Source organism: Pseudomonas sp. P4_C1 (genome assembly GCF_056402155.1).
Map to the genome: position 1 here is coordinate 45,010 of NZ_JBFUHY010000019.1, position 26,758 is coordinate 71,767.

General features: G+C 60.5%; 21 protein-coding genes and 1 riboswitch. Of the genes, 13 read left to right on the top strand and 8 right to left on the bottom strand.

Translation table 11 applies throughout. The features are described from left to right. Positions 1–118 precede the first annotated feature (118 nt). The 7 genes from AC1DU9_RS14105 to AC1DU9_RS14135 all read left to right on the top strand — a co-directional run bounded on the left by AC1DU9_RS14105 (position 119) and on the right by AC1DU9_RS14135 (position 7,870). Positions 119–454, top strand: a complete 336-nt coding sequence (locus AC1DU9_RS14105) for a YceK/YidQ family lipoprotein (RefSeq protein ID WP_223461725.1) — start codon at positions 119–121, stop codon at positions 452–454. A 165-nt stretch (positions 455–619) separates the two neighbouring features. Next, positions 620–2,377: a carbamoyltransferase family protein gene (locus AC1DU9_RS14110; RefSeq protein WP_223461727.1), complete on the top strand. Its 1,758-nt coding sequence runs from the start codon at positions 620–622 to the stop codon at positions 2,375–2,377. After that, positions 2,361–3,491, top strand: coding sequence for a glycosyltransferase (locus AC1DU9_RS14115; protein ID WP_477810353.1), 1,131 nt, complete (start codon positions 2,361–2,363; stop codon positions 3,489–3,491). The genes AC1DU9_RS14110 and AC1DU9_RS14115 overlap by 17 nt, the downstream gene beginning before the upstream one ends. Beyond that, positions 3,491–4,387 carry an antimicrobial resistance protein Mig-14 gene (locus AC1DU9_RS14120; protein ID WP_223461730.1) on the top strand — a complete coding sequence of 299 codons (897 nt, stop codon included), beginning with the start codon at positions 3,491–3,493 and terminating at the stop codon, positions 4,385–4,387. The genes AC1DU9_RS14115 and AC1DU9_RS14120 overlap by 1 nt, the downstream gene beginning before the upstream one ends. Positions 4,388–4,395: 8 nt before the next feature. After that, entirely contained in the window at positions 4,396–5,838 is a 1,443-nt protein-coding gene (locus tag AC1DU9_RS14125; RefSeq protein WP_223461732.1) for a PIG-L deacetylase family protein, read from the top strand. Beyond that, positions 5,835–6,989 (top strand): glycosyltransferase family 4 protein, encoded by a 1,155-nt coding sequence (locus AC1DU9_RS14130; protein ID WP_223461735.1) that lies wholly within the window; start codon positions 5,835–5,837, stop codon positions 6,987–6,989. The genes AC1DU9_RS14125 and AC1DU9_RS14130 overlap by 4 nt, the downstream gene beginning before the upstream one ends. Then, positions 6,986–7,870 (top strand): glycosyltransferase, encoded by an 885-nt coding sequence (locus AC1DU9_RS14135; RefSeq protein ID WP_223461737.1) that lies wholly within the window; start codon positions 6,986–6,988, stop codon positions 7,868–7,870. The genes AC1DU9_RS14130 and AC1DU9_RS14135 overlap by 4 nt, the downstream gene beginning before the upstream one ends. Before the next feature lie 65 nt (positions 7,871–7,935). Here the strand turns inward: AC1DU9_RS14135 and AC1DU9_RS14140 are convergent, their stop codons facing one another. Together AC1DU9_RS14140 and AC1DU9_RS14145 are read right to left on the bottom strand one after the other, a co-directional pair. Beyond that, positions 7,936–9,159 carry an acyltransferase family protein gene (locus AC1DU9_RS14140; protein WP_223461739.1) on the bottom strand — a complete coding sequence of 408 codons (1,224 nt, stop codon included), beginning with the start codon at positions 9,157–9,159 and terminating at the stop codon, positions 7,936–7,938. Further along, entirely contained in the window at positions 9,156–11,021 is a 1,866-nt protein-coding gene (locus AC1DU9_RS14145; RefSeq protein ID WP_223461742.1) for an O-antigen ligase family protein, read from the bottom strand. The genes AC1DU9_RS14140 and AC1DU9_RS14145 overlap by 4 nt, the downstream gene beginning before the upstream one ends. A 154-nt stretch (positions 11,022–11,175) precedes the next feature. Between AC1DU9_RS14145 and msbA the strand changes: the two genes are divergently transcribed. Further along, entirely contained in the window at positions 11,176–12,978 is a 1,803-nt protein-coding gene (gene msbA, locus AC1DU9_RS14150) for a lipid A export permease/ATP-binding protein MsbA (RefSeq protein WP_007996569.1), read from the top strand. A 253-nt stretch (positions 12,979–13,231) separates the two neighbouring features. Beyond that, positions 13,232–14,653, top strand: coding sequence for a bifunctional D-glycero-beta-D-manno-heptose-7-phosphate kinase/D-glycero-beta-D-manno-heptose 1-phosphate adenylyltransferase HldE (gene hldE / locus AC1DU9_RS14155; RefSeq protein WP_223461744.1), 1,422 nt, complete (start codon positions 13,232–13,234; stop codon positions 14,651–14,653). A gap of 109 nt (positions 14,654–14,762) precedes the next feature. Here the strand turns inward: hldE and AC1DU9_RS14160 are convergent, their stop codons facing one another. The 4 genes from AC1DU9_RS14160 to AC1DU9_RS14175 all read right to left on the bottom strand — a co-directional run bounded on the left by AC1DU9_RS14160 (position 14,763) and on the right by AC1DU9_RS14175 (position 18,267). Further along, a complete protein-coding gene (locus AC1DU9_RS14160; protein WP_477810354.1) occupies positions 14,763–15,731 on the bottom strand; it encodes a metal ABC transporter ATPase in 969 nt (322 codons plus the stop codon). Positions 15,732–15,763: 32 nt separating this feature from the next. Next, on the bottom strand, positions 15,764–16,576 hold the full coding sequence (locus AC1DU9_RS14165; protein WP_223461748.1) for an aldo/keto reductase: 813 nt from the start codon (positions 16,574–16,576) through the stop codon (positions 15,764–15,766). Next, the gene (locus AC1DU9_RS14170; RefSeq protein WP_477810355.1) at positions 16,573–17,748 is read right to left on the bottom strand and encodes an NAD(P)/FAD-dependent oxidoreductase; all 1,176 of its coding nucleotides are present in this window, start codon (positions 17,746–17,748) and stop codon (positions 16,573–16,575) included. Before AC1DU9_RS14170 ends, AC1DU9_RS14165 begins: the two co-directional genes overlap by 4 nt. 186 nt (positions 17,749–17,934) lie before the next feature. Then, on the bottom strand, positions 17,935–18,267 hold the full coding sequence (locus AC1DU9_RS14175; protein ID WP_007977444.1) for a DMT family transporter: 333 nt from the start codon (positions 18,265–18,267) through the stop codon (positions 17,935–17,937). Positions 18,268–18,370: 103 nt separating this feature from the next. Between AC1DU9_RS14175 and AC1DU9_RS14180 the strand changes: the two genes are divergently transcribed. Both AC1DU9_RS14180 and waaA read left to right on the top strand, forming a co-directional pair. After that, positions 18,371–19,273 carry a LysR family transcriptional regulator gene (locus AC1DU9_RS14180; RefSeq protein ID WP_177413258.1) on the top strand — a complete coding sequence of 301 codons (903 nt, stop codon included), beginning with the start codon at positions 18,371–18,373 and terminating at the stop codon, positions 19,271–19,273. An 11-nt stretch (positions 19,274–19,284) separates the two neighbouring features. Continuing rightward, on the top strand, positions 19,285–20,577 hold the full coding sequence (gene waaA, locus AC1DU9_RS14185; protein WP_223461753.1) for a lipid IV(A) 3-deoxy-D-manno-octulosonic acid transferase: 1,293 nt from the start codon (positions 19,285–19,287) through the stop codon (positions 20,575–20,577). A gap of 134 nt (positions 20,578–20,711) precedes the next feature. Here the strand turns inward: waaA and AC1DU9_RS14190 are convergent, their stop codons facing one another. Next, a complete protein-coding gene (locus AC1DU9_RS14190; RefSeq protein ID WP_223461755.1) occupies positions 20,712–22,145 on the bottom strand; it encodes a TolC family outer membrane protein in 1,434 nt (477 codons plus the stop codon). Positions 22,146–22,349: 204 nt separating this feature from the next. Beyond that, positions 22,350–22,455: riboswitch (TPP riboswitch) on the top strand. Between the two features lie 166 nt (positions 22,456–22,621). On the opposite strand from AC1DU9_RS14190, the gene thiC reads away from it, so the two are divergent. Both thiC and cytX read left to right on the top strand, forming a co-directional pair. Continuing rightward, the gene (gene thiC / locus AC1DU9_RS14195; protein ID WP_223461757.1) at positions 22,622–24,511 is read left to right on the top strand and encodes a phosphomethylpyrimidine synthase ThiC; all 1,890 of its coding nucleotides are present in this window, start codon (positions 22,622–22,624) and stop codon (positions 24,509–24,511) included. A gap of 152 nt (positions 24,512–24,663) precedes the next feature. Then, the gene (cytX, locus tag AC1DU9_RS14200; RefSeq protein ID WP_223461758.1) at positions 24,664–25,956 is read left to right on the top strand and encodes a putative hydroxymethylpyrimidine transporter CytX; all 1,293 of its coding nucleotides are present in this window, start codon (positions 24,664–24,666) and stop codon (positions 25,954–25,956) included. Here cytX and AC1DU9_RS14205 read toward each other — a convergent pair. Further along, positions 25,925–26,671, bottom strand: a complete 747-nt coding sequence (locus AC1DU9_RS14205; RefSeq protein WP_223461760.1) for an RsiV family protein — start codon at positions 26,669–26,671, stop codon at positions 25,925–25,927. The two genes, cytX and AC1DU9_RS14205, sit on opposite strands and share 32 nt — an antisense overlap. Between the last annotated feature and the right edge of the window lie 87 nt (positions 26,672–26,758).

Here is a 26,758-nt window from a genome sequence, read left to right on the forward strand (position 1 = left end):
TGCCAACCGAGAAAGCAGACAAGTTCTTGTGAACCGTCCTACGCGATCTTGGGAAGTCATGAACTGTGGCCCAAATCGCCCCGATGCTAGTTTGCCTGACGTTCTCGGAGGGCAGGCTGTGACAATCAAAATGGCAGTTTCATCAGGTGTTTTATCAGTGTCGCTAATGGGCTGCGGGACTGCCGCAACGGTCCTGCAGGATGAAGCCGAAGCAGCGCAGGGGCTGCGCAGGCAAAAGACCTATTGCCAGTCCATCCCCCGTGTCTACAGCGGCCTGGCTTACGACTTCTGTGTATTGAATGCGCCGCCAGACCCTACGGGTTTTCTTGTACCACTCATATTGGTGGACTTGGCCGTGTCTGGCGCGCTGGACACCGTTGTCTTGCCGTACACGATTTACCGGCAAAGCGTGGACGGCAATATTTCCATCTATTGGCGACCTGCGCGCGGATAAAAATGCCGCGAGGTCCCTGTCGCAGTTGCTGGCCGCTTGCGGCTAGAGGCTTGCCGCTGCTTTTAAGCTATAATCCCGCCCTTTAGCTGTCTCTCGCCCCTTGCGAGGGCACATTAATTTTTGAGGCGCTTGCGCCTGCATGCAGACTAAAGAGGCTAGACCCCTGTGGCATTGACGATTCTTGGCCTGTCCGGCGCCCTTAGCCATGATCCTTCCGCAGCCCTGTACATCGACGGCAAGCTGGTCGCGGCGGCTGAAGAGGAACGCTTCGTACGCGATAAACATGCAAAGAACCGCATGCCCTACGAATCGGCGAAGTTCTGCCTGGAACAGGCTGGCATCAAGCCGTCCGACGTTGACGTGGTAGCGATTCCATTCGCTCCGATCAGCCTGTTCGGCAAGGCCCGCTGGCAGTACGCCAAGCGTTACTGGTATGCCCCGGACCGCGCCCTCGACGCGATCCTGATGGGCAACCGTCGCTACAAGCGCTATCGCAACAAGATCGTCTGGTGCCTGGAGCAACTGGGTTTTGATCCGAAGAAGATCAAGATCGAGCCGGTCGAGCACCACCTGGCCCACGCCTCCAGCGCTTATCACTGCTCCGGTTTCAAAGAGAAAACCGCGATCCTGGGCATCGACGGCAAGGGCGAGTACGCCACGACCTTCTTCGGTTATGGCGAAAACGGCAAGATCCACAAGATCAAGGAATTCTTCGATCCGGACTCCCTCGGCGGCCTGTACGGCGCGATCACCGAGTTCCTCGGATTCGATATGCTCGACGGTGAGTTCAAGGTCATGGGCATGGCGCCGTATGGCGATGCCAGCAAATACGACTTCTCGCGCCTGGCTTCGTTCGAAAACGGCGAACTGGTGATCAACACCGACTACGCCAACGTCATCGGCTTGCGTCGCTACAAAGAGAAGGGCAAAGGTTACTACTTCTCGCCGAAGCTGATCGAGTGGCTGGGTCCCAAGCGTGAAGGCGATATCGCCGACGAGCCGTACATCCACTACGCCGCCAGCATTCAAGCGCTGTTCGAAAAAATTGCGCTGCAGATGATCGACTACTACCTGGGCGACGTGCTCAAGCAAACCGGCAAACTGGCCTACGCCGGTGGCTGTGCGTTGAACGTCAAGCTCAACCAGAAAATCATCGCTCGCGACGACGTCAAGGAACTGTTTGTACAGCCTGCCTCCGGCGATGCCGGTACCGCGGTGGGCGCGGCAGCCTATGTGTCCCACGCCCGTGGCGTACCGGTCGAGAAGATGGAGCACGTCTACCTCGGCCCGTCGTACAGCAACGAAGACGTGATCGCCGCGTGCGCCCGTCACGCCGACAAGCCGACGTGGCGCAAGCTCGACAACATGCCGGAGCAGATCGCCAAGATCATGGTCGATGGCAACCCGGTGGCGTGGTTCCAGGGCCGCATGGAGTTTGGTCCGCGTGCACTGGGTGGTCGCTCGATTATCGGTTGCCCGAGCGTGGCCGGTGTGGCCGACCGAATCAATCACCAGATCAAGTTCCGCGAGCGCTGGAGGCCTTTCTGCCCGTCGATGCTCGACACTGTCGCTCCACAGATGATCAAGATCGATCACCCGGCTCCGTTCATGACCTTCACCTTCGAAGTGGCTGAAGAGTGGAAAACCCGCGTGCCGGAAGTCGTCCACGAAGACGGCACCTCCCGGGCCCAGGTGCTCAAGCGCGAATACAACCCGCGCTACTACGACATGATGAAAGCGCTGGAAGTGCTCACCGGCAACGGCGTGTCGCTCAACACCTCGCTCAACCGTCGCGGCGAACCGATGATCTGCTCGCCGACCGACGCCCTGAACATGTTCTTCGGTTCGGATCTACAGTATCTGATCATGGAAGACATCCTGGTGGTCAAAGAGGGCGCGAACGCCTATGACACGTTCGGCTGAACGCCATGTGCTGCAGTTCTGCCACGGCTATGACGGGCCGTTTCTGGACTGCGCACGGCAGTACGCCAGCCTGTTCGCGGGGACCGGTTATCGAGTGACCACGGTGTTTCTCACCGGGGTTGCCGATGCTGAAGTCGCCGCGCAATGCGCCAGCGATGAAGTGCTGTTCATGGAGTACAGCTCCAAAGCCATTCGCGGCCTGAAGCTGGGAGCCATCGGCGATCTGCGCAAGATCGCCGCGTCGCGCAACTTCAGTTTCTGCATCGCTCATCGCTTCAAGCCTATCTACATCGCCTTGCTCGGTACGTCGTTGCCGGTCATTGGCGTGCACCACGGGTTTGAAGACTACCAGCGCGGCAGCCGTAAACTGTTCGCGCATATATTCCGCAAGCGTTTGAGTTTGCTTGGCGTGTCCGACGCGGTGCGCGACGACATGCGCAATTGCCTGCCGAAGTGGCCGGCTTCGCGAATTCAGACCTTGTACAACCGTATCGACGTGGATGCCTTGCAAGCCACGCAGGTGTCGGCTCGCGAGGCCCGGGAAACCCTCGGGCTGGCGGCGGATGCCTGGATCGTCGGCAACGTCGGACGGCTGCATCCGGACAAGGACCAGGCCACGCTGTTGCACGGTTTTGCCGAGGCGTTGCCGGGGTTGCCGGCCAACAGTCAGCTGGTGATTCTCGGTAAGGGGCGTCTGGAGGAAAACCTCAAGGCTCAAGCCCGGGAGCTGGGTATCGGTGACCGGGTTCTGTTTCTCGGTCAGGTGCCGGATGCGCGCAACTACTTCCGGGCCTTCGATGTGTTTGCCCTGAGCTCTGATCACGAACCGTTCGGCATGGTGCTGCTGGAGGCCATGGCCGCTGGTGTACCTTTGCTCGCCACGGCGTGCGGCGGAGCGAAAGAAGTGGTCGAAGGCGTGGGCATCCTGTTCCCGTTGGGCGATGCCGAGCGTCTGGCCCAAGGGCTGCAACATCTGGCTGGCATGGATGATCAGCAACGCCGACAGTGTGCCGAGTTAATGCTCGAGCGCTTGCGCGAACGCTTCTCCGATCGCGCGGTGCGCGATGCTTTCTGGCATTTGCCGCACGTTACCGAACTGGCACAGAGGGGCTGATGCTCAACCGATTTCAAGGCTGGCGCGAGCGTGGCTGGGCGGTAGTCGACGCCTCGACTTACGCCGAAACCTGGCAGCGTTATGGCGGCAGTGTCGCGACTCATCCCATGGTGGTCGAGCGGCTGGCGCAATTGGCGGATATTCCGGTGCGTTACCTGGCCTGGGTCCAGGGTGACGAGGTCAAGGCGGCGATCCCGACCTGGGGGCGCGACCTGGCCTTGTCCAAGGACGTGCTCAAGCGTCGCGGCAAAAAAGGTCTGTTCGACCTGGGCAACGCCGAGATCATCCTGCCCGCCGCTGCCGATACCCAAGCGCCTTTGCGCCATCGCGCGCGGTATCTGTCGGCGCTGAACGAAGGTCGTTTCACTGGCATCAAGTTGCAAGCCGAACAACTGGCCATGGCCCGCACACCCGAAGAACTGTCGAAAAAATTTCGCTATAACCAGCGCCGCGAATTGCGCTTGCTGGAAGAGGCCGGTGGCGTGGTGCGGCCGGTGTCCGAATTTTCCAGCACTGAACTGGCGGCGATTTATTGCGACCTGTTCCAGCGCCGCTGGGGCTTCCCGGCGACGGGTGCCGAGCGCATGACCGAGGTCGTCGAGTTGCTGCGCGAGTTGCTGATCGGCTCGGTGATTTTCCTCAACGATGCGCCGATTGCGATACAACTGGTGTACCGCGTCGAGACCCCGCAGTGGATCAGTGTCGAGTACATCAACGGCGGAGTCGATCCCGAGACTCGCGAGTTCAGCCCTGGCAGTGTGCTGAGTTTTCTCAATACGCAAAGCGCCTGGGAGCATGCCCGGGCACAGGACAAACCGTTGCGCTTTTCCTTCGGTCGCGCCGATCGTGAGTACAAGGATCGCTGGTGCAACCCCGTGCCGGTCTTCACCGTATGAGCCAAGCCATGAGCCGCAAACAGCAACTGCTCAAGCGCCACCGGCGCAATAAACGTATCGGCCTGTTGATTGCGCTGGTGCTGTTGATCGTCGTAGGTGTGCTGGTGGCCTGGTGGTTGCCGCTGGTGCTGGCGGTTCTTGGCTGGATTGCCCACGAAGCCTGGTTTGCCGACCATCTGTTCTACTCAGCGAAAGACGATTACCAGTACAGCTTCCCCCCGTATACGCCACAGCCCAAGGTGCACCTGAGCGGTGAACACTTGCGGCTGGACGAGGGCGTGATGCTGGTCGACGACGCGACGCTGGTGTTGGCCCTGCGGGTAAAAAGCACCTGGCTGGGGCGTTTTATCGATCCGGTGGTGGAGTTGGCGGGTGGCGAAAACCCTGATCGACAAACCTTCGAGCGGGGCGTGAACGGCCTGCGTTACCTCAATCTCAGTGGTCAGGCTCAGGCGCTGTCGCGCGGTGACCTGCGCTTGCGCGGGCGCTTCTGTCGCGTGTTTGGTGAGCCCGTGCTGTGGGCGTTCGAGCACTCGGATTACCGGCATCAGCGGGTGATGGTCATCGCCCCCCACGCCGATGACGCCGAACTGGCGGCCTACGGTTTGTACAGCCAGGCCGACGAAACCTGGATCGTCACGCTGACCGCCGGTGAAATCGAAGCCGAGCACTATCGGCAGATGGGCCTGAACAAGGTCGATGCGGCCCGCTTGAAAGGCCGCCTGCGCACCTGGGACAGTATCGCCGTGCCACGTTGGGCCGGAGTGCCCGAGGCTCACTGCGTACAACTGGGTTACTTCTGTCTGCAATTGGCGAGCATGCAGGCCGCGCCTGCCGTAGCGGCGGGATCGCGGGAAGCGGATATGAGTGATACCCGTCTGTTCCGCCGGTTGAATCCTTTCGTGCTGCCCGGCGATGTCGATGGCGCGCCGACCTGGAACAACCTGCTGGCGGATCTGCGAGAGTTGCTGCTGCGGGCCCGGCCCGAGGTCATCGTCCTGCCGCATCCGACCCTGGATCCGCATCCCGATCATATCTGCGCCCAGGCGGCAGTCCTCGAAGCCTTGCAAGGCCTGGACTGGCAACCGACCACGCTGCTGGGCTATGCCAACCACCTGCACGACAACGACCGCTGGCCGATGGGCGATACCGGTGACGGCATCGCCTTGCCGCCTGCCTTCGATCCGTCCCAACCGATGCAACCTTATTGCCTGCCCTTGCCGCTGGAGCAGCAGCGAGACAAAGCCATGGCGTTGGGCATGATGCACGACCTGCAACCGGCGATGCCGTTCAAGCGTCGCTTGCGTCGGTTGATCCAACGGTTGTTGGCCGGCCGCTTGCCGCCAACCTATGGCCAGAACGAATTCTTTCGCAAGGCAGTCCGGCGCCACGAGCTTTTGTGGTCCCTCAAGCACACACCAGGCAATGTTTCTCAGCGGGGAGAGTTATGAGTCAGCGGTCAAAGGTCCTGCAACTGCAGCCTGACTACAACGTCAAAGCCCATGATTTCGCCGACCTCGCGGAGCAAATCGTCAAGGCCCTGCCCAGTGAACGCTATGAAGTGACCGCCGCATTTTTGCGCGGCAAACCCGGGCCGGGTGAAGCGGTGAGCCGGGCCGACCGTTCGGTGTACTTCGAGTTTTCCGACAAGTCCCTCAAGGGCATGCGCCTGCGGGCCATGTGGCAGCTGTACAAGTTCTGCCGCCGGGAAAAATTCGATGTGGTGATCTGCAATCGCTTCAAGCCGGTCAACATGATGCTGGCACTCAACCGCTGGCTGAAAGTGCCTTTGTGCATCGGTATTTCCCACGGCTTTGGCGAGTACGACCGTTTTTACCGGCGCCGCCAGACCCAGCGCCTGATTGATCGTCACTGGCGCTTCGTCGGCGTGTCGCCTGCGGTGAAACAGTATCTGCTGGACTGTGACTGCGGCTTCACTGACCAGAATACCTACGCCATCACCAATGCCATCGACATCGAGCAAGCCGAAGGCCTGCAACACAGTCGTGAAAAGGCCCGTGAAATGTTGGGCATCGATCCGTCTGTGCGGCTGATCGGTGCGTTGGGGCGACTGGTGCCGGTCAAGGGCCATATCTATTTGCTGCAGGCCTTCGCGGCACTCAAGGACAAATACCCGAATACCCAACTGGCGATCATCGGAGCCGGCCGTGAAGAGTCGCGCCTGGCTGCGGAAATCGACCGCCTCGGCCTCAGCGGTCGCGCCCATTTGCTGGGGTTCAAGGAAATTGCCCTGCAGTACATTCGCGCTTTCGATATCTGGACCATGCCCTCCCTGGCCGAAGGACTCGGGTTGGCGCTGCTTGAAGGCATGAGCGGGCATTTGCCAGTGATCGCCTCGAACGTGCCGGCCATGCTGCCGCTCATCGAGGGTGCCGGTGGCCTGGCGATTACACCGAAGGATGTGCCGACGCTGCAGGCGGCGCTGGACACTTACCTCGGGCTGACGGATGACGAGCTCAAGGCCAAGGGCGAGCAGGCTTTCCGTTATCTGCAGCAACACCATGACATCGAGGAGTTCCGTCGCGAATACCTCAATCTGATCGACTCCGGCCTGGAACAGGCCCGCAAGGAACAGCCATGAACGACGCGCAACCCATCGTCACGGTCATCATCGCGTCGTATAACCATGCCCCTTACATCGAGGAAAGCATTCTCAGCGTCCTCAACCAGACCTATCGGAACATCGAGTTGCTGGTGGTCGACGATGGCTCGAAAGATGACAGCGTCGAGCGGATCAAGGCGCTGCAGGCAATCCATGGTTTCGATTTCCGGGTGCAGGAAAACCAGGGGCTGACCAACACCCTCAATGGTGCGATTGCCCGGGCCAAGGGCAGCCTGATCGTGCCGTTCGGTTCGGATGACATCATGTTGCCGGAGCGAATCGCCACCCAGGTCGCCCATATGGACGGCAAGCCCGAGGTCGGCATTTGCGCCGGTAACATCGAGTTGATCGATGCCGACGGCAATCTCTACCCCGAGAAGCGCCAACGCCGGGATGTACCGTTCCGTCGCCTGGACTTCGACGACATGTTCCTGGAGCGCAAGCCCTATCCTCCGGCTCCCACCCTGATGATCCGTCGCGAAGCGCTGGAGAAGGTGGGCGGTTTCGACCCGACCATTCGCCTGGAAGACTTGCTGATTGAACTGAAGGTGACCCATGCCGGTTACTTTATCGATGGTCTGAATGTGTTGATGGCGCGCTATCGCAAGCACGCCACCAACTCCTACAAGAACCACCGCTTCATGATTGACAGCATCCTGCGCACCTACGCGCTCTTCAGCGATCACCCGCTGTATGACGAGGTGCGCTACAAATTTCTCAACTCCATGTTCCTCAAGACCGCCAACCGTGATCGCAAGCTGGCGCGGGAGTTGCTGGCGCAGATTCCGTTCAAGGCCTGGAACAAGAAAACCTGGCGTGGGCTGGGGCGGATGTATTTCTCGCGGCTGGAGAAAGACTGAGCCAAAGGCGGGATTCAAGGGGGGGAGGCGGGGCATTGTCCTCGATGACATGCCCCGGTGGTTGCTTAACGTTGTTGAGCCGACTCCTCCGAAAGTTCTTTCCTCAGCTTCCTGTTCTGGCGCAACCAGTGCAGGGTTTTCTTGCCGGCATTGATACCGGGCTTTTCGATGTACAGGTAACTCAGGCTGCTGATGATGATCAGCAGGCAACTGCACACAGCCAGCAACGGCAGGAAGACCCAGGCTTGCCGGGCGTCGAGATGCAATACCGGCGGCAGTCGCTGCACCAGTACCCAGAGCACGAAACCGTGCAGCAAATACGTGCTGTAGCTGATTTCCCCCAGCCAGCGAATGCTGCGTGGTCTCAGGGCACCGAACAAGGTGTTGCCGGACGCCACGATCACAAAGAACAGTGAAAGCAGCAGCAGCGCTCCCAGGTTGAAAGCCCGGTTGAACACCGTAAAGGCGATCGCCAATGCGAGCAGGGCGATGATGCCCGCTAGCGGAGACAGGCTCCAGGCGACCCATTGTGGGCGGCGAACCCAGTACGCTGCAGCGATGCCGCCGAGGAAACTGGCCAGGAAGTGCTTCTTCAGCGAGTGTTCCCAGCCGACCACCTCGTACAGGGCATAGATGCCGATAAGGCACAGCACTGTCTGCATCCAGCCGCCGCGATAAATGAACAGCATGGCGGCCAGTGGCAGGGCCAGGTAGAAAAACAACTCGTACCCCAGCGTCCAGGTGACGTTGGATATCAGCATGCCGGTCTGGTGGTACTGGTTGACGTCTGGCCGGTCGAATATCAGCCAGGCCAGGGTCTGGCCAATGAGCTGGGTGCCGGAGTCCTTGAGTTCCCAGTCCTGCAAATAGAACACACAGACAAACACGGTCAACATCAGCGGCAGGTAGAGCGGGTAGAGGCGAAACAGCCGAGATACCGCAAATGCCAGCCAGTCGTGTTGCCGCCCATGGGTCAGCAAGCGGTCCCAGAACAGAAAGCTGGTGATCATGAAAAAGAGGGCGACGCTACCCTGGCCGAGCTGCGAGTAGAAGTTGCTCGGCGGAAAATCGATCACGCCGGTTTGCAGAAAGATCCAGGTAATGATCGAGTGGTGCACGAACACGCCGAAGGCCAGATACCCGCGTAAGCCGTCGATGCCGGCAAAGCGGCTTTCGCCGCGATGCTCCAGCTGTCGGGTGAATCTCGGCACGCTGCGCAACAGTAGCGCAGCAGTCGCGATGGCGAGCAGGTAGGCCGTCATCGCGATAAGCGGGTTGGTTTCTATCATCGGTGAGCCTGGGCAGGAGGACTCCCGGCCAGCACGTGCCTGTGCAAATTATCTACGTCGGATTGCGAAGCCACTGCAGCGTATCCCTGCAGCAGCGCTTCGAAGTGATCCTCGAACAGCCAGTGCCAATCTGATGCGTAGCGCTGCATGTGGCGCAGATTGCGCCGACGCAGCGAAGGGCTCAACGATGAAGGGTAAATCCGCAGGTCGGCCAGGTCGATCAGGCCGAACTCGCCGTCCTCCAGCACCAGCACATTACCCAGGTGCAGGGAGCGGAAGTAGACCCCTTGCTGATGCAGTTGGGCCATGAATTTGCCGAAGCGCTCCACCAGTGCCTGGCGCACCGCCGGGGCGGTGATGCCTTGCAGGATCTGGCGCAGCGTGTTGCCCGGCAAGGGAGAGTAGTGCACAGCGTTGCTGCCGTCTTCGAACCGGTAAAGGTCGAGGATGTGCGGTGTCGGGATGCCCATGTTGCGCAGTTGCACACTGTTGACGGCAAATCGATCGGAGTAGGGCGTGAAACTGCCCGAGGTGTACCAGCGGCGACGGCGGAACAGCTTGAGAAAGCTGCCATCGGTCAGGCGCAGGACTTTGGGGCCCAAACCATCTTCTTCGATGACCCGGGCATCGGCCGTCAGTTGTTGCAGTGCGCTTGGTGTCGCGGTCTTGATCGGCGTGTCCAGCAGGCGCCTGGCCCGTTGATTGATGCTCAATGCAGCAATCAGCGCCAACGGGATCCACAGCAGGAACCAGTGCTCCTTGGGGCGAGAGATAATTCCGCCACCTTCGGTCAGGCCCGCACCGATACCGAAGGCCAGCCAGGCTGAGGCAATGACAAACAGCGGTTGCACGCGATGGCGCCAGCTACTGATGAAGCTCCACGCGAGGAAGAACAGCCATGGCAGCAGACCGATAATGCCGACGTAGTAGAGCACGCCCAGGGCGAAGCTATGGGGCTCCTGAAGGGGGTAGCCGACGCCTGGGTCCAGGGTCAGTTCGGCGTTGTAGCCGTGCCCGATCCACGGATGATCAGTGATCCTGTCCATGGCCAATTGCCAGAGCTCGATACGAAAGGAGCTGCCTCTTTCGAGGATCTTGTCCGCAAACAACGCGAAAGTCGCCGTGCCGGTGATGAACATGGAGCCAAGCATGAAGACCGAGCGTCGATTCCAGCAGATGTAGCACAGCCACAGCGCGGCCAGCGTCAGTGCAACCAGTGGGGTCCTGGAGCCGGTGGCCAGGACGGCGGCGAACATGATCGCCATCGCCGGTATGCTTAACCAAAGTACCTGGTGTCGCTTGCAGGTCATGCTCAGGCTCAGCCAGTAAGTACAGAAAAAGCCGAAAGCGTGGGAGCTGAGCAGTGGATTGTCGAACGCGCCGACACCGATCAGGCGCATTTCCGGTTGGTAGATCTGGCCGAACCTGTACAGGTTATAGACAGAGGCAATCAGCGCCACCGTTGCGGCGCAGAACAGCAGGGGCTGAATGATTTCGCTGCGATAGCGCACCAGCAGGTAGCAGCCAACGAACAGCATCAGGGTATGCAATGGCGGTTTGAACTCACCAAAGTCGATGTCGCCGCCCAGTCCCCAGCGCAGACTGAGTAGTGCCCACGCCACAAACAGCAGGACTGCAATGACGATCGGTTCGTGCAGCAGTTCTTTGCTGAGCCGCGGACGCAGGCACAGCGCAATCAGTGCCGGAATGCTGAACAGGCCATAGTAAAGCTTGTGATGCACACTGCGCCCAGGCAGGAAAAACAGCGCACAAAGCAGTAATAAATAACCGAGCGGAAGGATCCACAAGCAAATGAAATCGAAGATTCTATTGGACGTGCTGTTCAAAGCGTTTGATTGCATGCTGAGTAACTTATTCCTGAATTGAGCGAGCGTACCAAGGCAGGGACATCTGGTGGGTATTTGACGCGCCACAATACACAGACTGTATGCGATTGCCAGAACCCTGGGGAAGCTGTGCTAAAGTCAGCGTCCTTTTTATCGACATTCGCGTGATATGACCGACTCCAGTCTCAGTGCAAGCCCATCGAGCTTGAAAATCTACTTCCGTCTGCTCGGCTATGTCCGGCCGTACATCAGCCTGTTCCTGATCAGCATCGTCGGTTTTCTGATTTTCGCTTCGACGCAGCCAATGCTGGGCTACATCCTCAAGTACTTCGTCGACGGTCTGTCCAACCCTGAAGCGGCGCTGTTTCCAACCGTGCCCTACCTGCGGGATCTGCAACTGCTGCAGGCGGTGCCGTTGTTGATCATCCTGATCGCTGCGTGGCAGGGATTGGGGTCGTACCTGGGCAACTATTTCCTGGCCAAGGTTTCCCTGGGCCTGGTCCATGACTTGCGGGTGCAGTTGTTCAACAATCTGCTGGTGTTGCCAAACCGGTATTTCGACAAGCATAACTCGGGGCACCTGATTTCACGTATCACCTTCAACGTGACCATGGTCACGGGGGCGGCAACGGATGCGATCAAGGTCGTAATTCGTGAAGGCATGACGGTGATCTTCCTGTTTGCCTCGCTGTTGTTCATGAACTGGCGCCTGACGCTGGTCATGGTCGCCATCCTGCCGCTGATCGCCATCATGGTGCGCACCGCCAGCAAGAAATTCCGCAAGCAGAGCAAGAAAATCCAGCTGGCCATGGGAGACGTGACGCATGTGGCGTCCGAAACCATCCAGGGTTATCGCGTGGTGCGCAGCTTCGGCGGTGAAGCCTATGAAGAGAAACGCTTCTTCGACGCCAGCCAGGGCAACACTGACAAGCAATTGCGCATGACCCGCACCGGCGCCATCTACACGCCGCTGCTGCAATTGGTGATCTACACCGCCATGGCCGTGCTGATGTTCCTGGTGCTGTTCCTGCGTGGCGATGCGTCAGCCGGCGACATGGTGGCCTACATCACCTTGGCCGGCCTGCTACCCAAGCCGATTCGCCAGCTGTCCGAAGTCAGCTCGACCATCCAGAAGGGGGTGGCCGGTGCCGAAAGTATCTTCGAGCAACTGGATGTCGAACCTGAAGTCGATACCGGCACCGTCGAGCGTGACGTCGTCAGCGGTCGCCTGGACGTGCGCAACCTCAGCTTTACCTACCCTGACACCGAGCGTCAGGTGCTCAATGACATCAGTTTCTCGGTCGAGCCCGGGCAAATGGTGGCGCTGGTGGGACGTTCGGGCAGCGGCAAGTCGACCCTGGCCAACCTGATTCCGCGTTTCTATCACCACGACAAGGGTGAAATCCTCATCGATGGCGTCGAAGTGGAACAGTACAAGCTATTGAACCTGCGTCGGCATATCGCCCAGGTGACCCAGCACGTGACCCTGTTCAGCGACACCGTGGCCAACAACATCGCTTATGGCGACCTGGCCGGTGCACCCCGTGAAGACATTGAAAAGGCGGCCAAGGATGCCTACGCAATGGACTTCATTGCTCAGTTGCCTGAAGGCCTGGACACCCAGGTCGGGGAAAACGGCGTGCTGCTTTCCGGTGGCCAGCGTCAGCGCCTGGCGATTGCCCGGGCGCTGTTGAAGAATGCTCCCCTGCTGATTCTCGACGAGGCGACTTCGGCACTCGATACCGAGTCCGAGCGGCATATTCAGGCAGCCCTGGATCAGGTCATGAAAGGTCGCACCACGCTGGTGATCGCTCACCGCCTGTCGACCATCGAGAAGGCCGACCTGATCCTGGTCATGGATCAGGGGAAAATCGTCGAGCGCGGCACCCATGATCAACTGCTGGCGCAAAACGGCTACTACTCGCGCCTCAACGCGATGGGCCTCGACGCCCCGGCCGAAGACATCGCCTGACCCCGAAAGGGCGAGCCTGGCTCGTCCTTTCGCGCGGGTGTCTGCATGTTGCAACGTTATCTCTGGAAATTGTTGCCCAAGCTACGAGATGCCTGGTTATGAATGAAGCCGATGCGTGTCGTCGCCTGGCGGGTTTTCGCTCAAAAAATGAGCAATAAATCCCGGCGAATCATCCGGTTGCAGCCACCGCACAAGCCGACACCAACCCTGTGTTAATATCGCGCCCCTGTTCATTCTGTATGTGGGTTGCACCATGAAGTTGTCCATGCCGCGATTCGATCAAGCCCCCGTCTTGGTGGTCGGCGATGTCATGCTCGACCGTTATTGGCATGGTGGTACCTCACGGATTTCTCCTGAGGCGCCGGTGCCGGTGGTCAAGGTCGATCACATCGAAGACCGCCCGGGCGGTGCTGCCAACGTTGCCTTGAACATTGCCGCCCTGGGGGCTCCGGCTTCGTTGGTCGGTGTCACCGGCGACGATGAAGCCGCCAACAGCCTGGTCAACAGCCTCAAGGGCGCCGGCGTGCGGGCCATCTTCCAGCGCATTGCGCACCAGCCGACCATCGTCAAGCTGCGGGTCATGAGCCGTCACCAGCAATTGCTGCGTATCGACTTCGAAGAGCCCTTCGCCACTGACGCGCTGGCGCTGGCTGTGCAGGTCGATGAGTTGCTCGAAGGCATCAAGGTGCTGGTGCTGTCCGACTACGGCAAAGGCGCGCTGAAAAACCATCAGGCGCTGATCCAGGCTGCCCGTGCCCGTGGCATTCCGGTGCTGGCCGATCCCAAGGGCAAGGATTTCTCGATCTACCGCGGTGCGAGCCTGATCACACCGAATCTCAACGAATTCGAAACCATCGTCGGTGGTTGCGCCGATGAGCACGAATTGGTGAGCAAGGGCGCGCAGCTGATGCACGACCTGGACCTCGGTGCCTTGCTGGTGACACGTGGCGAGCACGGCATGACCTTGTTGCGTCCGGATCACCCGGCGCTGCACTTGCCGGCTCGTGCCCGTGAAGTGTTCGACGTGACCGGTGCTGGCGATACGGTGATTTCCACCCTGGCGGCCGCGATTGCCGCTGGCGAAGAGCTGCCTCACGCGGTGGCTCTGGCCAATCTGGCGGCCGGTATCGTGGTCGGCAAACTCGGTACGGCGGCCATCAGTGCGCCGGAATTGCGTCGTGCGATCCAGCGCGAGGAAGGTTCCGAGCGCGGTGTGCTGGGTCTTGAGCAACTGTTGCTGGCGGTCGACGATGCCCGCGCGCACAAAGAGCGGATCGTGTTCACCAACGGTTGCTTCGATATCCTGCACGCCGGTCATGTGACCTACCTCGAACAGGCGCGGGCCCAGGGCGATCGTTTGATCGTTGCGGTAAACGACGATGCATCGGTCAGCCGCCTGAAAGGGCCAGGCCGTCCGATCAACAGTGTCGACCGGCGCATGGCGGTGCTGGCCGGTCTGGGGGCGGTGGACTGGGTCATCAGTTTCCCGGAAGGCACTCCGGAAAACCTGCTGAGCGCGGTCAAGCCGGATGTGCTGGTCAAGGGTGGTGACTACGGGGTCGACCAGGTGGTCGGCGCGGACATCGTGACGGCCTACGGTGGCACCGTGAAAGTGCTGGGGCTGGTGGAAAACAGCTCGACCACCGCGATTGTCGAGAAGATCCGCAAGTCGTAGGAGCTGGCGTAGCCTGCGATCTTTTCCGGTAGCCTGGGGATCGTAAAATCAAAAGATCGCAGCCTGCGGCAGCTCCTACATGGAGTACGCAGGCTGCGATCTTTTGCGTTTAAGTGCTTACTTTTTTACGCGGCACGATTTTCTTCAGCAGCAACTTGGCCTTCCCACGTAACCGCGCCAACCCCGAATCCTTCCCCGGAGGGGTCAACCCCTGCTGTCTCACCCAGTCCTTCCAGCGAATCCGCTCATCGCGCACCAACCAGCCTTCCTGTCGGGCAAAACTCTCGGCCAGGTACAGGCCGCGCGTGCTGGCCGGGTACAGTTGATCCTTTTTCAGGGTATACAGCTCAGCCATCGGATGGCCGTCCTGCAAAGGCATCAAGTACAGATCGGGACGCTTGCGGTCGAGGCGGGCGACGAGTTGATCGCCTTCCAGTCTTTCATCGACATGGAACAGGCTCAGGGATTTGGCTTCCTTGGGAACGCCCAGGCGCAAGTCGTAAATCAATTGCAGTGACGCCGTCGGTAAATGCACGTAAGCCCGCGGACGCTCTATCAGCATCAGATTGGCGCAACGTACCGGCCGAGCCGAACCGGACAAAGGCGACAAGCGAAACGGCAGGGCTTCACGGTAATGCAGGGCGGCCGAGTAGGGCGTCGGCAGCCAGGTGTCATTGAACCGCCCACCGAGCCAGCCTTCCGGAGTTTCCAGCAGGCATTCTTCGGCTATCTCCTGGATCGCCGTGTGCAAGGGCAGGTTCAGCTCATGAGCCGGCACGTAGCCGGAGATCAGCTTGAGCACCACATCGCCACGGTCCTGCCGGCGTTGGCGCACCAGCACCCAGTAATCGCGATTCTGCCAATGCAGGGTCAGGCGCACCGAAACCCCGAGGTTGGCCAGCTCCAGGGAAAACCGTTCGCTGTCGCCGACCGTCACCGGACGACGACGTTGCAGGGTCTGGGAGAAATTCAGCGGCCTGCCGACGCTCTGATAAGCCAGGCCTTCGGGAGTCGCTTCGACGAATAACGGCAGGGTCTTGAAGTTGCTCGGGTTCTTTCTGATGAGCGTACGCGACATGTCGGCTCCTGCTTAAGGCCGCGTGGGCGGCGTCAGTGGCTACGTAGGACCTGGGCAACGGTCGCGACATTGTGGGCGAGGTGCAGCGGATTGATGGTCCCGACAATAGCACTGGCAACACCCGGATGTTCAAACAACAATTCGAAACTGGCGCGCACCGGATCCACGCCCGGACTCAGGCAGACATGACCGCTGGCGAGGGCTTTCTTGACCAGAATGGCTTTGCCGTGTGCAGCAGCATAGTCAATGACGGCCTTCTCGTTTTGTTCGTTCAGATTGTAGGTGACCATCGCGCAGTCGCCTTGCTCCAGGGCCTTCAGGCCACCGTCGACGGTTTTGCCGGAAAAGCCGAAACCGCGAATCTTGCCTTCGGCCTTGAGCGCGGCGAGGGTCTCGTAGACTTCGCAGTCATTGAGGATCGCCAGGTCGTTGCCATCGGAGTGCACCAGCACCAGATCGATGAAGTCCGTTTCCAGGCGTTGCAGGCTGCGCTCCACCGACATACGTGTGTGTGCGGCGCTGAAATCGTGAAGGGACTGGCCGTCGGCAAACTCTTCACCCACCTTGCTGACAATCACCCAGTCCTGGCGCTGACCGCGCAGCAACGGGCCGAGGCGTTCTTCGCTGCGACCATAGGCAGGTGCGGTGTCGATCAGATTGATACCCAGGTCGCGGGTGAGCTTGAGCAACATGTGCGCTTCATCGTCATCGGGAATCCTGAAGCCGTTGGGATACTTCACCCCTTGGTCGCGGCCCAGTTTCACCGTGCCAAGGCCCAAGGGTGAAACCACCAGGCCGGTACTGCCCAGGGGGCGATGCAGGTCGTGCAGGGTCGGTTGGCTCATGGCAGCAGTTGCTCCCAGGCAGGTACGCCCATCGGTGGCTTCGGCAGTTCAGGCAGTGCTGGCCGGTGGCTTGGCTGGATACCGTCGCGGGTCAGGCTGGCGATCACACGGTCGGCGAAGTCCGGCGCCAGGGCGAGCTTGGTCGGCCAGCCCACCAGCAGGCGGCCTTCTTCTGCGAGAAACGCATTGTCGGGGCGGGTCAGGCCGGATTGCAGGGGTTCGGCGCGATCTACGCGCAGGGTGGCCCAACGCGCCGTGCTCAAGTCGATCCACGGCAGCAACTGGCCGAGTTCTTTCTGTGCGGTGGCGATTTGCTCGGCAGGCTCACGGGCCACGCCTTCAGATTCCGCGATATCGCCGCCCAGGTACCAGACCCATTGGCCATCCGCCGCCGGGTGTGTGGTCACGGTGATACGGGGTTTGGTACCACCGCCCAGGCAGTGGGCGTACAGCGGTTTGAGGCTTGGACCCTTGGCGATGATCATGTGCAACGGGCGGCGCTGCATGGCGGGCTGGCTCAGGCCCAGTGCTTCAAGCAATGCCGCCGTCCCGGCACCGGCGCTCAGGACGATGCGTTGGGCACGGATTTCGCGCTCATCCACCTTCAGGCCGACCAGCACGCCACCTTCCAGCAACGGCTCGATTCTCTGCCCTGCGAGCAAACCATCTCCCGCCAGATCGGCCAGGCGCTGGATCAGGCTCGGCACATCGACCACCAGTTCCGCCAGGCGATAGACCTTGCCCTTGAAGCGTTTGTCTCGCAGGGCAGGCGGCAATTGCTCGCCCTTGACCTGATCGACGCGACCGCGCACGGCCTTGCTGGCAAAAAAACTGGTGAGGTTGCCGGCGAGGGTGCCGGGGGACCACAGGTAGTGAGCTTCGGACAGCAGGCGCACGCCGGACAGATCCAGCTCGCCATCACCAGCCAGGGCTTCGCGCCAGCGGCGCGGCATGTCGGCGATGGCTTCCGAGGCGCCGGTCAGGGCGCCGTGCAGCGCGTATTTGGCACCGCCGTGGATGATGCCCTGGGACTTCACGCTCTGCCCGCCGCCGAGGCTGGCGCTTTCCACCAGCACGGTCGAAAAACCCTGGCGTCGCAGGCGCGCATTCAGCCAGAGGCCGGCGACACCAGCGCCGACAATCAGAACGTCGGTGGAAATAACGGATGGCATGCAGCGACCTCTGTGTTCAAGACGAGGGCGCAGTATACAGACTCGACGAAGAGCAGATTTGTTGGCGGATGCAAAACCTGTAGGAGCGAGCCTGCTCGCGATGAGGGCGTGTCAGTCGATATCAATGTCGACTGATACACCGCTATCGCGAGCAGGCTCGCTCCTACAATGAATCGTGCTTCGGATTTAGTGCCCGGCAGTTTTGGAGAACAGCTGGATCACCACAACACCCAGCACAATCAACGCCATCCCCAGCATCGCCGGCACGTCCAGTTTCTGCCCGTAGATAAACAGTGCCGCGACGCTGACCATCACGATCCCCATGCCGGCCCACACGGCGTACGCCACACCCACCGGAACGCTGCGCACCACCAGGGTCAGCATCCAGAAGGCAATGCCGTAGCCGAGAATGACCAGCACCAATGGCAGCGGGGTGCTGAGGCCTTTGACGGCTTTCATCGAAACAGTGGCAATCACTTCGGCGCAGATGGCAATGGCCAGGTAGTAGTAAGCGGTCATGGTTCAATCCTCGTGTGAAGTGTTGCTCTCTGAGGTCGGCATTCTAGTGATTCGCCAGATGCGGTAAAGTCATTACCTATCTGTTTATAAGATGGGTTGAGCCATGAGCATGCAATGGAATCTGGAGCAGTTGCGGTTGTTTGTCAGCGTAGCGGAGCAGCGTTCGTTTTCTGCCGTGGCGCGGGATCAGCGCAAGGCGCAGTCGGCGGTCAGCAGTTCGATAGCGTTGCTGGAAGAAGACCTGGGTGTCAGCCTGTTCGACCGTAGCAGCGGGCGTCAACCGAAGCTCACTGAAGCCGGTACGGCATTGCTGGACGAAGCGCGGGAGGTGTTGCGCCAGTGCGAACGGCTCAACGGCCGGGCGCTGGCAATGATGCGCGGGCAGGAAGCGCGATTGCGTGTGGCGCAGGATGAAGCGATGCCGTATCAGCCGATCATCGAAAGCTTCGAGGCCCTGGCGGAAAAATTCCCCAGCCTTGAAGTGCAACTGACCAGCGCCGCCCAAGGCGATGTCGCGCGCAAGCTGGTGGAGCGGCGCGCCGATCTGGGGCTGCTGTTCTTTCACGATCAGATTCCCGAGGCACTTGAGCGGCGGGTGCTGGGCAGCGTGGAAATGGTCACGGTGTGCGGCAAGGATCATCCGTTGGCGCGTAAAGGCGCAGTGGACAGTCAACAATTGGCGCAACATCGGCAGTTGCTGATGTCCACGGCGTCGAGCATTTATCCCGGCAGTGACCCGGCCAGCCCGCAAGTCTGGCGCGCCGACAGTTTCTATGTGATGGCCGAATGGCTGGTACGTGGCCTCGGCTGGGCCTGGTTGCCACGCCACGTAGTGCAGTACCCGACTTATCAGAATCAGATGGTCGAACTGGTCAGCGAATGGACCCCGCCGGCTCTGGTGGTGGAACTGGTATGGCGCCGGGATGAGCCGCTAGGTCCGGCCGCGCGCTGGCTCGCCGAACGTTTTGCCGTGCACTTGCAGACGATTGGCGAAAAAAGCCGATAAACTCCGCCGCCATGAATAGAACTCTCTACACCGCGCTGTTTTATCTGGGGCTGCCATTGGTAGCGATTCGGCTTTGGCTGCGCGCGCGCAAGGCGCCTGCCTATGCCAGGCGCATCGGCGAGCGTTTCTCCTGCGCGATGCCGACGATGAAACCTGGCGGCATCTGGGTGCACGCCGTGTCGGTGGGCGAAAGCATTGCTGCCGCGCCGATGATCCGCGCCTTGCTGGCGCGTTATCCGAATCTGCCGATCACCGTGACCTGCATGACACCGACCGGGTCGGAACGGATCCTGGCACTGTTCGCCAATGAGCCGCGCATCCAGCACTGCTATCTGCCTTACGATTTGCCGTGCGCCGCCCGGCGCTTCCTCGATCGGGTCCAGCCGAAACTGGCGGTGATCATGGAAACCGAACTGTGGCCCAACCATATCCATCAGTGTGCCAAACGCGGGATCCCCGTGGCGCTGGCCAATGCGCGACTGTCCGAGCGTTCGGCCAAGGGCTATGGCCGGTTTCCCAAGCTGACCCAGCCGATGCTGGCCGAGATGAGCCTGTTCGCGGTACAGACCGAAGCCGAAGCCCGACGCTTGCGCGACCTCGGCGCGCGGACGGAAACCGTCGAAGTGACCGGATCGATCAAGTTCGACCTGACCATCGACCCGCAACTGCTGGAGCGTGCTGTTGAGCTGCGCGGGCAATGGCAGGCGCTGGAGCGACCGGTGTGGATCGCCGCCAGTACTCACGAGGGCGAGGATGAAGTGGTGTTGGCAGCCCATCGTCAGTTGTTGGCCAGTCACCCCGATGCCTTGCTGATTCTGGTACCGCGTCATCCGGAGCGCTTCAATTCGGTGTACGGGTTGTGCCAGCAACAGGGGTTTGCCACGGTCCGGCGTTCCAGCGGCGATGCGGTCAGTGCGAATACGTCGGTGCTGCTGGGCGACACCATGGGCGAGTTGCTGTTTCTCTATGCCCTGGCGGACAGTGCATTCGTCGGCGGCAGCCTGGTGCCCAACGGCGGGCATAACCTGCTGGAGCCGGCGGCCCTGGCTAAACCGGTGTTGAGCGGTCCGCATCTTTTCAACTTCCTCGAAATCGCCGCCCAGTTGCGCAGTGCCGGGGCGTTGCAGGAAGTGGAGGATGCTGAAGGGCTGGCGGTGGCGGTGCAGCGTCTATTCGAACTGCCGCGAGATGCGCAGCGCATGGCAGAGGCCGGGTTGAAAGTGATGCGCACTAATCAAGGTGCGTTGCAGCGGTTGCTGGACGGGTTGGGGCGGTTGATCGACAACTCTTCAGTCCGCCAATGATCCTGTGGGAGCGAGCTTGCTCGCGATGGCGGCTGAACATTCAACACTTAAGTTGCCTGTCAGTCAGCGATCGTCGGAACGCCGCCCGGAGCAAGCTCGCTCCCACAAGGTTTGTGCTGCCTAAAATCTGATGGTCAAGGCCGGGCTTTCAACTGCTCAGCCGCAGCCTTGGCCAGATCTGGTGGCAGGAAATCCTTGTCCGGGTTGTAGTTGGGATTGAGCCAGCGTGCCAGGGTTTGCAGGTCCCCCGGATTCAACGTGCCGGCCTGTTGCTTCAAGCGCAGGTTGTCGAGGATGTAGTCGTAGCGGGTGTTGTTGTAGTCGCGCACCGAGGTGTAGAGCTGGCGCTGCGCATCCAGCACGTCGACGATGTTTCGCGTACCCACCTGATAGCCGATTTCAGTCGCTTCCACCGCGCTCTGGTTGGAGATGATCGATTGCTTGCGCGCCTGTACCTGCTCGACATCGGTGTTCACCGCGCGGTGCAGGTCGCGGGTATTTTCCACGATGCTGCGGCGCAGGGATTCGCGTTGCTGCTCGGTCTGGTCCAGCTGTGCATACGATTGACGCACCTGGGAGTTGATCAAGCCACCACTGTAGATCGGGATGTTCAGTTGCAGGCCAACGGTCGTTTGCTCGGCGTTGCCACCGAACGGCACAGGCTGGTTATTCGGGTTGCTGAAGCCCAGTGCGTCGTTGTCGCCTTTCTCGTACTTGGCTATCGCATCAACCGTTGGCAAGTGCCCGGACTTGCGCTGCTTGAGGGTTTGCTCGGCGGCGCTGACAGCATAGTTGCTGGCCAACAGATTGAGGTTCTGCCTGCCCGCCGTTTCGACCCAGGCCTTGGCGTCGTTTGGTACTGGCGGCAGGATCGGCAGGTTATGGCTGATGCCCCAGATCGAGTTGTACTGGCGGTTGGTCAGGGTGATCAATGCTTCAAAGGCGTCGTCCACCTGGCGCTGCGCAACGATCCGGTTGGCGCGTGCGGTGTCGTAGCTGGCTTGTGAGTTCAATACGTCGGTCTTGTCCGAGAGACCAACATCGAAACGCTCGTTGGATTGATCGAGCTGACGTTTGAACGCCGCTTCTTCAGCCTTGGTCGAGGCCAGGTTGTCCTGGGTGCGCAGCACGTTGAAATAGCTGTTAGCGGTTTGCAGGATCAGGTTTTGCTCGGTCGCCGAGAGTTGCAGGGCGGCCTGTTCGTTGACTTCCTTGGCGGCCTGGAACTGGAACCAGCGGTCAGCCCGGAACAGCGGCTGCGCCAAAGTGGCCTGGTAGGAATGAGCGTCGCGGTTGAGCGTGGAGGATGGCTGATCGAGATCCGTACGCACCTCGGAAATATTCGCGCCGCCCGAGAGGTTCGGCAGCAGCCCGGCGCGGGCCTGGGGTACGACTTCCTTCTGCGCGCCGTATTGGGCGATGGCAGCCGCCAGGTCGGCGTTGTTGTTGACGGCTTCCTGATAAACGCTGACCAGGTCCGTCTTGTTCGATAGGGGCGCATCTGCTGCCCAGGCCAATCCGTTGGACGCACAAGACACGGCAAGGGCCAGTGAGAGTTTGCGCAGCATAGACGATCCCTAGAATTGATATTACAGAGGTAATTTGAGCGCCAAGGCTAAGGCCCCGCTTTGACAGCGTCAATGCCGGCTCAGCGTAGCGAGTGTAGTTGCGCATTCAGGCGGCAACAATCCTGATACTGCGTGTAATTACGCCATTCATCATGGTATTTGCAGTGGGATTGGCGTTCTTTGCCAGTTGTGTCTAGACTGGCCGGGTTCTTGTCGGGGTGCCTTGCTATGAGGCTGAGATCGAATAATTTCGGATCCCGTTGAACCTGATCAGGTTAGCGCCTGCGTAGGGAACAAGATTTCTCGTCACCCGGCGAGTCCTCTTGTGCTTCGTCCGGGATGTTGTTCGACAATCGAACACCCCTCGAGTATTGAGCACAGCACAGCTGGTTTTCCCAGCGCCCGTGCGTCCATTCGTTTACAGGTTCGCTCCGACAAAAAATCCACTGCCTGGATGTGTGTCTGGAGAGCCCGTGATGACTACAAAATCAAAAATCGCAACCAATCTGAGTGACTCGGCCAAGGTCGATCAGCAATCGGTTAAGCCGTTTACCCGCTCGCAAAAAATTTATGTCCAGGGCAGTCGTCCCGACATCCTCGTGCCGATGCGCGAAATCAGCCTGGACGTGACCCCGACCGACTTCGGCGGCGAAATCAACGCGCCGGTAGTGGTGTACGACACCTCGGGCCCCTACACCGACCCCAATGTCATCATCGATGTGCGCAAAGGCCTGGCTGACGTGCGTTCGCCGTGGATCGAATCCCGTGGCGATACCGAGCGCCTGAGCGGCCTGAGCTCCAACTTCGGCCAGGAGCGCCTTGCCGATCCGGAGCTGGCCAAGCTGCGCTTCGCCCACGTCAACAACCCGCGCCGCGCCAAACCGGGTGCCAACGTCAGCCAGATGCACTACGCGCGCAAAGGCATCATCACCGCCGAGATGGAATACGTCGCCATCCGCGAAAACATGAAGCTGGAAGAGGCCCGCGCCGCCGGCCTGCTGGACCAGCAACACGCGGGCCACAGCTTCGGCGCCAGCGTACCGAAAATCATCACCCCCGAATTCGTCCGTGACGAGATCGCCCGCGGCCGTGCGATCATTCCGGCCAACATCAACCACACCGAACTGGAACCGATGATCATCGGCCGTAACTTCCTGGTGAAGATCAACGGCAACATCGGCAACAGCGCCCTGGGTTCGTCCATCGAAGAAGAAGTGGCGAAATTGACCTGGGGTATTCGCTGGGGCGCGGACAACATCATGGACCTGTCCACCGGCAAGCACATCCACGAAACCCGCGAGTGGATCATCCGCAACTCGCCGGTGCCGATCGGTACCGTGCCGATCTACCAGGCCCTGGAAAAAGTCGGCGGCGTGGCCGAAGACCTGACCTGGGAGCTGTTCCGCGACACGCTGATCGAACAGGCCGAGCAGGGCGTCGATTACTTCACCATCCACGCTGGCGTGCTGTTGCGCTACGTGCCGATGACCGCCAAGCGCGTGACCGGCATTGTCTCCCGGGGTGGTTCGATCATGGCCAAGTGGTGCCTGGCGCACCACAAAGAGAACTTCCTCTACACCCATTTCGAAGACATCTGCGAAATCATGAAGGCCTACGACGTCAGCTTCTCGCTGGGCGATGGCCTGCGTCCCGGCTCGATTGCCGACGCCAACGACGAAGCGCAGTTCGGCGAACTGGAAACCCTCGGCGAGCTGACCAAGATTGCCTGGAAGCACGACGTGCAGACCATGATCGAAGGCCCTGGCCATGTGCCGATGCAGTTGATCAAAGAGAACATGGACAAGCAGCTGGAGTGCTGCGACGAGGCACCGTTCTACACCCTCGGCCCGCTGACCACGGACATCGCGCCGGGCTACGACCACATCACCTCCGGCATCGGTGCGGCGATGATCGGCTGGTTCGGTTGCGCCATGCTTTGCTACGTGACGCCGAAGGAACACCTGGGCTTGCCGAACAAGGACGACGTGAAGACCGGGATCATCACCTACAAGATCGCCGCGCACGCCGCCGATCTGGCGAAGGGGCACCCGGGCGCGCAGATCCGCGACAATGCCTTGAGCAAGGCGCGTTTCGAATTCCGCTGGGAAGACCAGTTCAACCTGGGCCTCGATCCGGACACCGCCCGTTCGTATCACGATGAAACCCTGCCGAAGGATTCGGCCAAGGTCGCGCACTTCTGCTCGATGTGCGGGCCGAAATTCTGCTCGATGAAGATCACCCAGGAAGTCCGCGAGTATGCGGCCAACCAACGGATCGAAGCGGTCGACGTGGACGTCGCCCAGGGCATGGCCGAACAGGCCGAGCGGTTCAAGCAGGAAGGCAGTCAGCTTTATCAGAAAGTTTGATCTGACCTGACGTCGGCGGTGCTTGCACCGCCGCCATCGCGAGCAAGCTCGCTCCCACAGGGGATTTGTGAACGACACAGATCCCCTGTGGGAGCGAGCTTGCTCGCGATGGCGATCTTCACAACAACAAATGTCCCTCTGAGATAACACCCTTGAGCATTCAACCCAGCACTTATTCACCTGATGTCGCAGTGCCGACCGACAAACGTGTCTTCGGCGGCCGCGATCTGTTTTCCCTGTGGTTTTCCCTCGGCATCGGCCTGATGGTGTTGCAGACCGGTGCATTGCTCGCGCCGGGCCTGGGGCTGTCCGGTTCGTTGCTGGCGATTTTTCTCGGCACGCTGGTGGGTGTTCTGCTGTTGGCCGCCGTCGGCGTGATTGGCAGCGACACTGGCCTGTCGTCGATGGCCGCGCTCAAGCTCAGCCTCGGTGCCAAAGGCGCGAGCCTGCCGGCGGTGCTGAACCTGTTGCAATTGATCGGCTGGGGTTCGTTCGAAATCATCGTCATGCGCGATGCCGCCAGCCTGTTGGGCGCCAAAGCGTTCAGCGAAGGCAGTCTGCTGTCGAATCCGCTGCTCTGGACGCTGTTCTTCGGCGCCCTGGCGACCTTGCTGGCGGTCAGCGGTCCGCTAACGTTCGTGCGGCAGATCCTGCGCAAATGGGGTATCTGGCTGCTGCTGGCCGCCTGCACCTGGCTGACCTGGAACCTGTTCGCCAAGGCCGACCTGGCCGCATTGTGGGCTCAGGCCGGTGACGGTTCGATGCCGTTCGCCGTGGGTTTCGACATCGCCATTGCCATGCCGCTCTCGTGGTTGCCGCTGATCGCCGACTATTCGCGCTTCGGCAAACGGGCGAAAAACGTCTTCGGTGGCACCGCCATCGGTTTCTTCATCGGTAATTTCTGGCTGATGAGCCTGGGCGTGGCCTACACCCTGGCGTTCGCGCCAAGCGGTGAAGTCAATGCCTTGTTGCTGGCGCTGGCCGGTGCCGGCCTGGGGATTCCGCTGCTGCTGATTCTTTTGGATGAATCGGAAAACGCCTTTGCCGACATTCACTCGGCGGCGGTGTCCAGCGGGATTCTGTTGCGCGCCAAAGTCGAGCACCTGGCCCTGGCCATCGGCGTCATCTGCACGCTGATTGCCCTGCTGGCTCCGTTGGCCCAGTACCAGAACTTCCTGCTGCTGATCGGTTCGGTGTTTGCACCATTGTTCGGCGTGGTGCTGGTGGACCACTTCATCCTGCGCAAGCGTAGCGGCCAGGTGGCCTCGGCCGCGCTACGCTGGCCGGCGCTGCTCGCTTGGCTGGGCGGGATCAGTACTTATCATTTGCTGGCCAACCTGTACCCGGATGTCGGTGCCACCCTGCCGGCACTGGTCCTGGCAGGGCTGCTGCAGCTTGTGCTGGGCCGAGCCTTCAGTTACGGCCGGGAAACAGCTCGGGCTTGATGATCCCGTTAAGACGAGGGTAGGGGATCTTCAGTTCGACATGGCCCAGCGCGTAAGGCGCGATGCTGCTGGTTTCGTACTTGAGGATCACCCCGCCGTAGGTCAGTGCCACGTTCCGGGTTTTCTGGAACGGCCAGCTCTTCACGAACTCCGGTTCCTGATCGAGCTTGGTGCTGATCAGCCAGTTGTTGTGCGCCACCTGAGCCGCTTTCCAGAACGCTTCTTCCTGCCCCGGCACCAGCATGTCCGACAACGTCAGCACTTTATGCTGCTGGCGCGAGTAGTTGATAAAGCCTCGCCCCGGCGTGCCATGGTCACCGCCGGTGTCCAGGTAACTGGACAATTCGACGATCACCAATCCGTCATGCTGCTCACGTACTTTCGCTTGCAGATAGCTACTGCTGCGCGGGCCGGCGGTGCGCAAAAACTCCTCGCGATAGGCCTCCAGGGTCGGCGCTACCGGAGCGTCAGGCGAGGTGCGGGTCATTTGCAGCAGGCGTTTTTCGATGATGCCGTCCAGTGCAGGCTCGGCCGGGAAGCGCAGGGTGTCGATGTTGACCAGCGGGCAATCCGGGTTGCTGCAACCGGGCTTGAGTTGCTCGGAGGCATCGCGCGTGGTTTCCAGCGGCGTCCGGTAGTTGGGCTGGAACAGACTCGCGCAAGCGCCCAGGGTCAGGGCGATAGCGGCCACGGAGGCGATTTTGAAAAACGACATGTGCGTCCTTTCTGAAACAGGGGAAGGCAAAAAGTTACCGGCTTCGACTCTCAACAAAGCAGTCAGTTCGCCACTAAGCTAATTAGA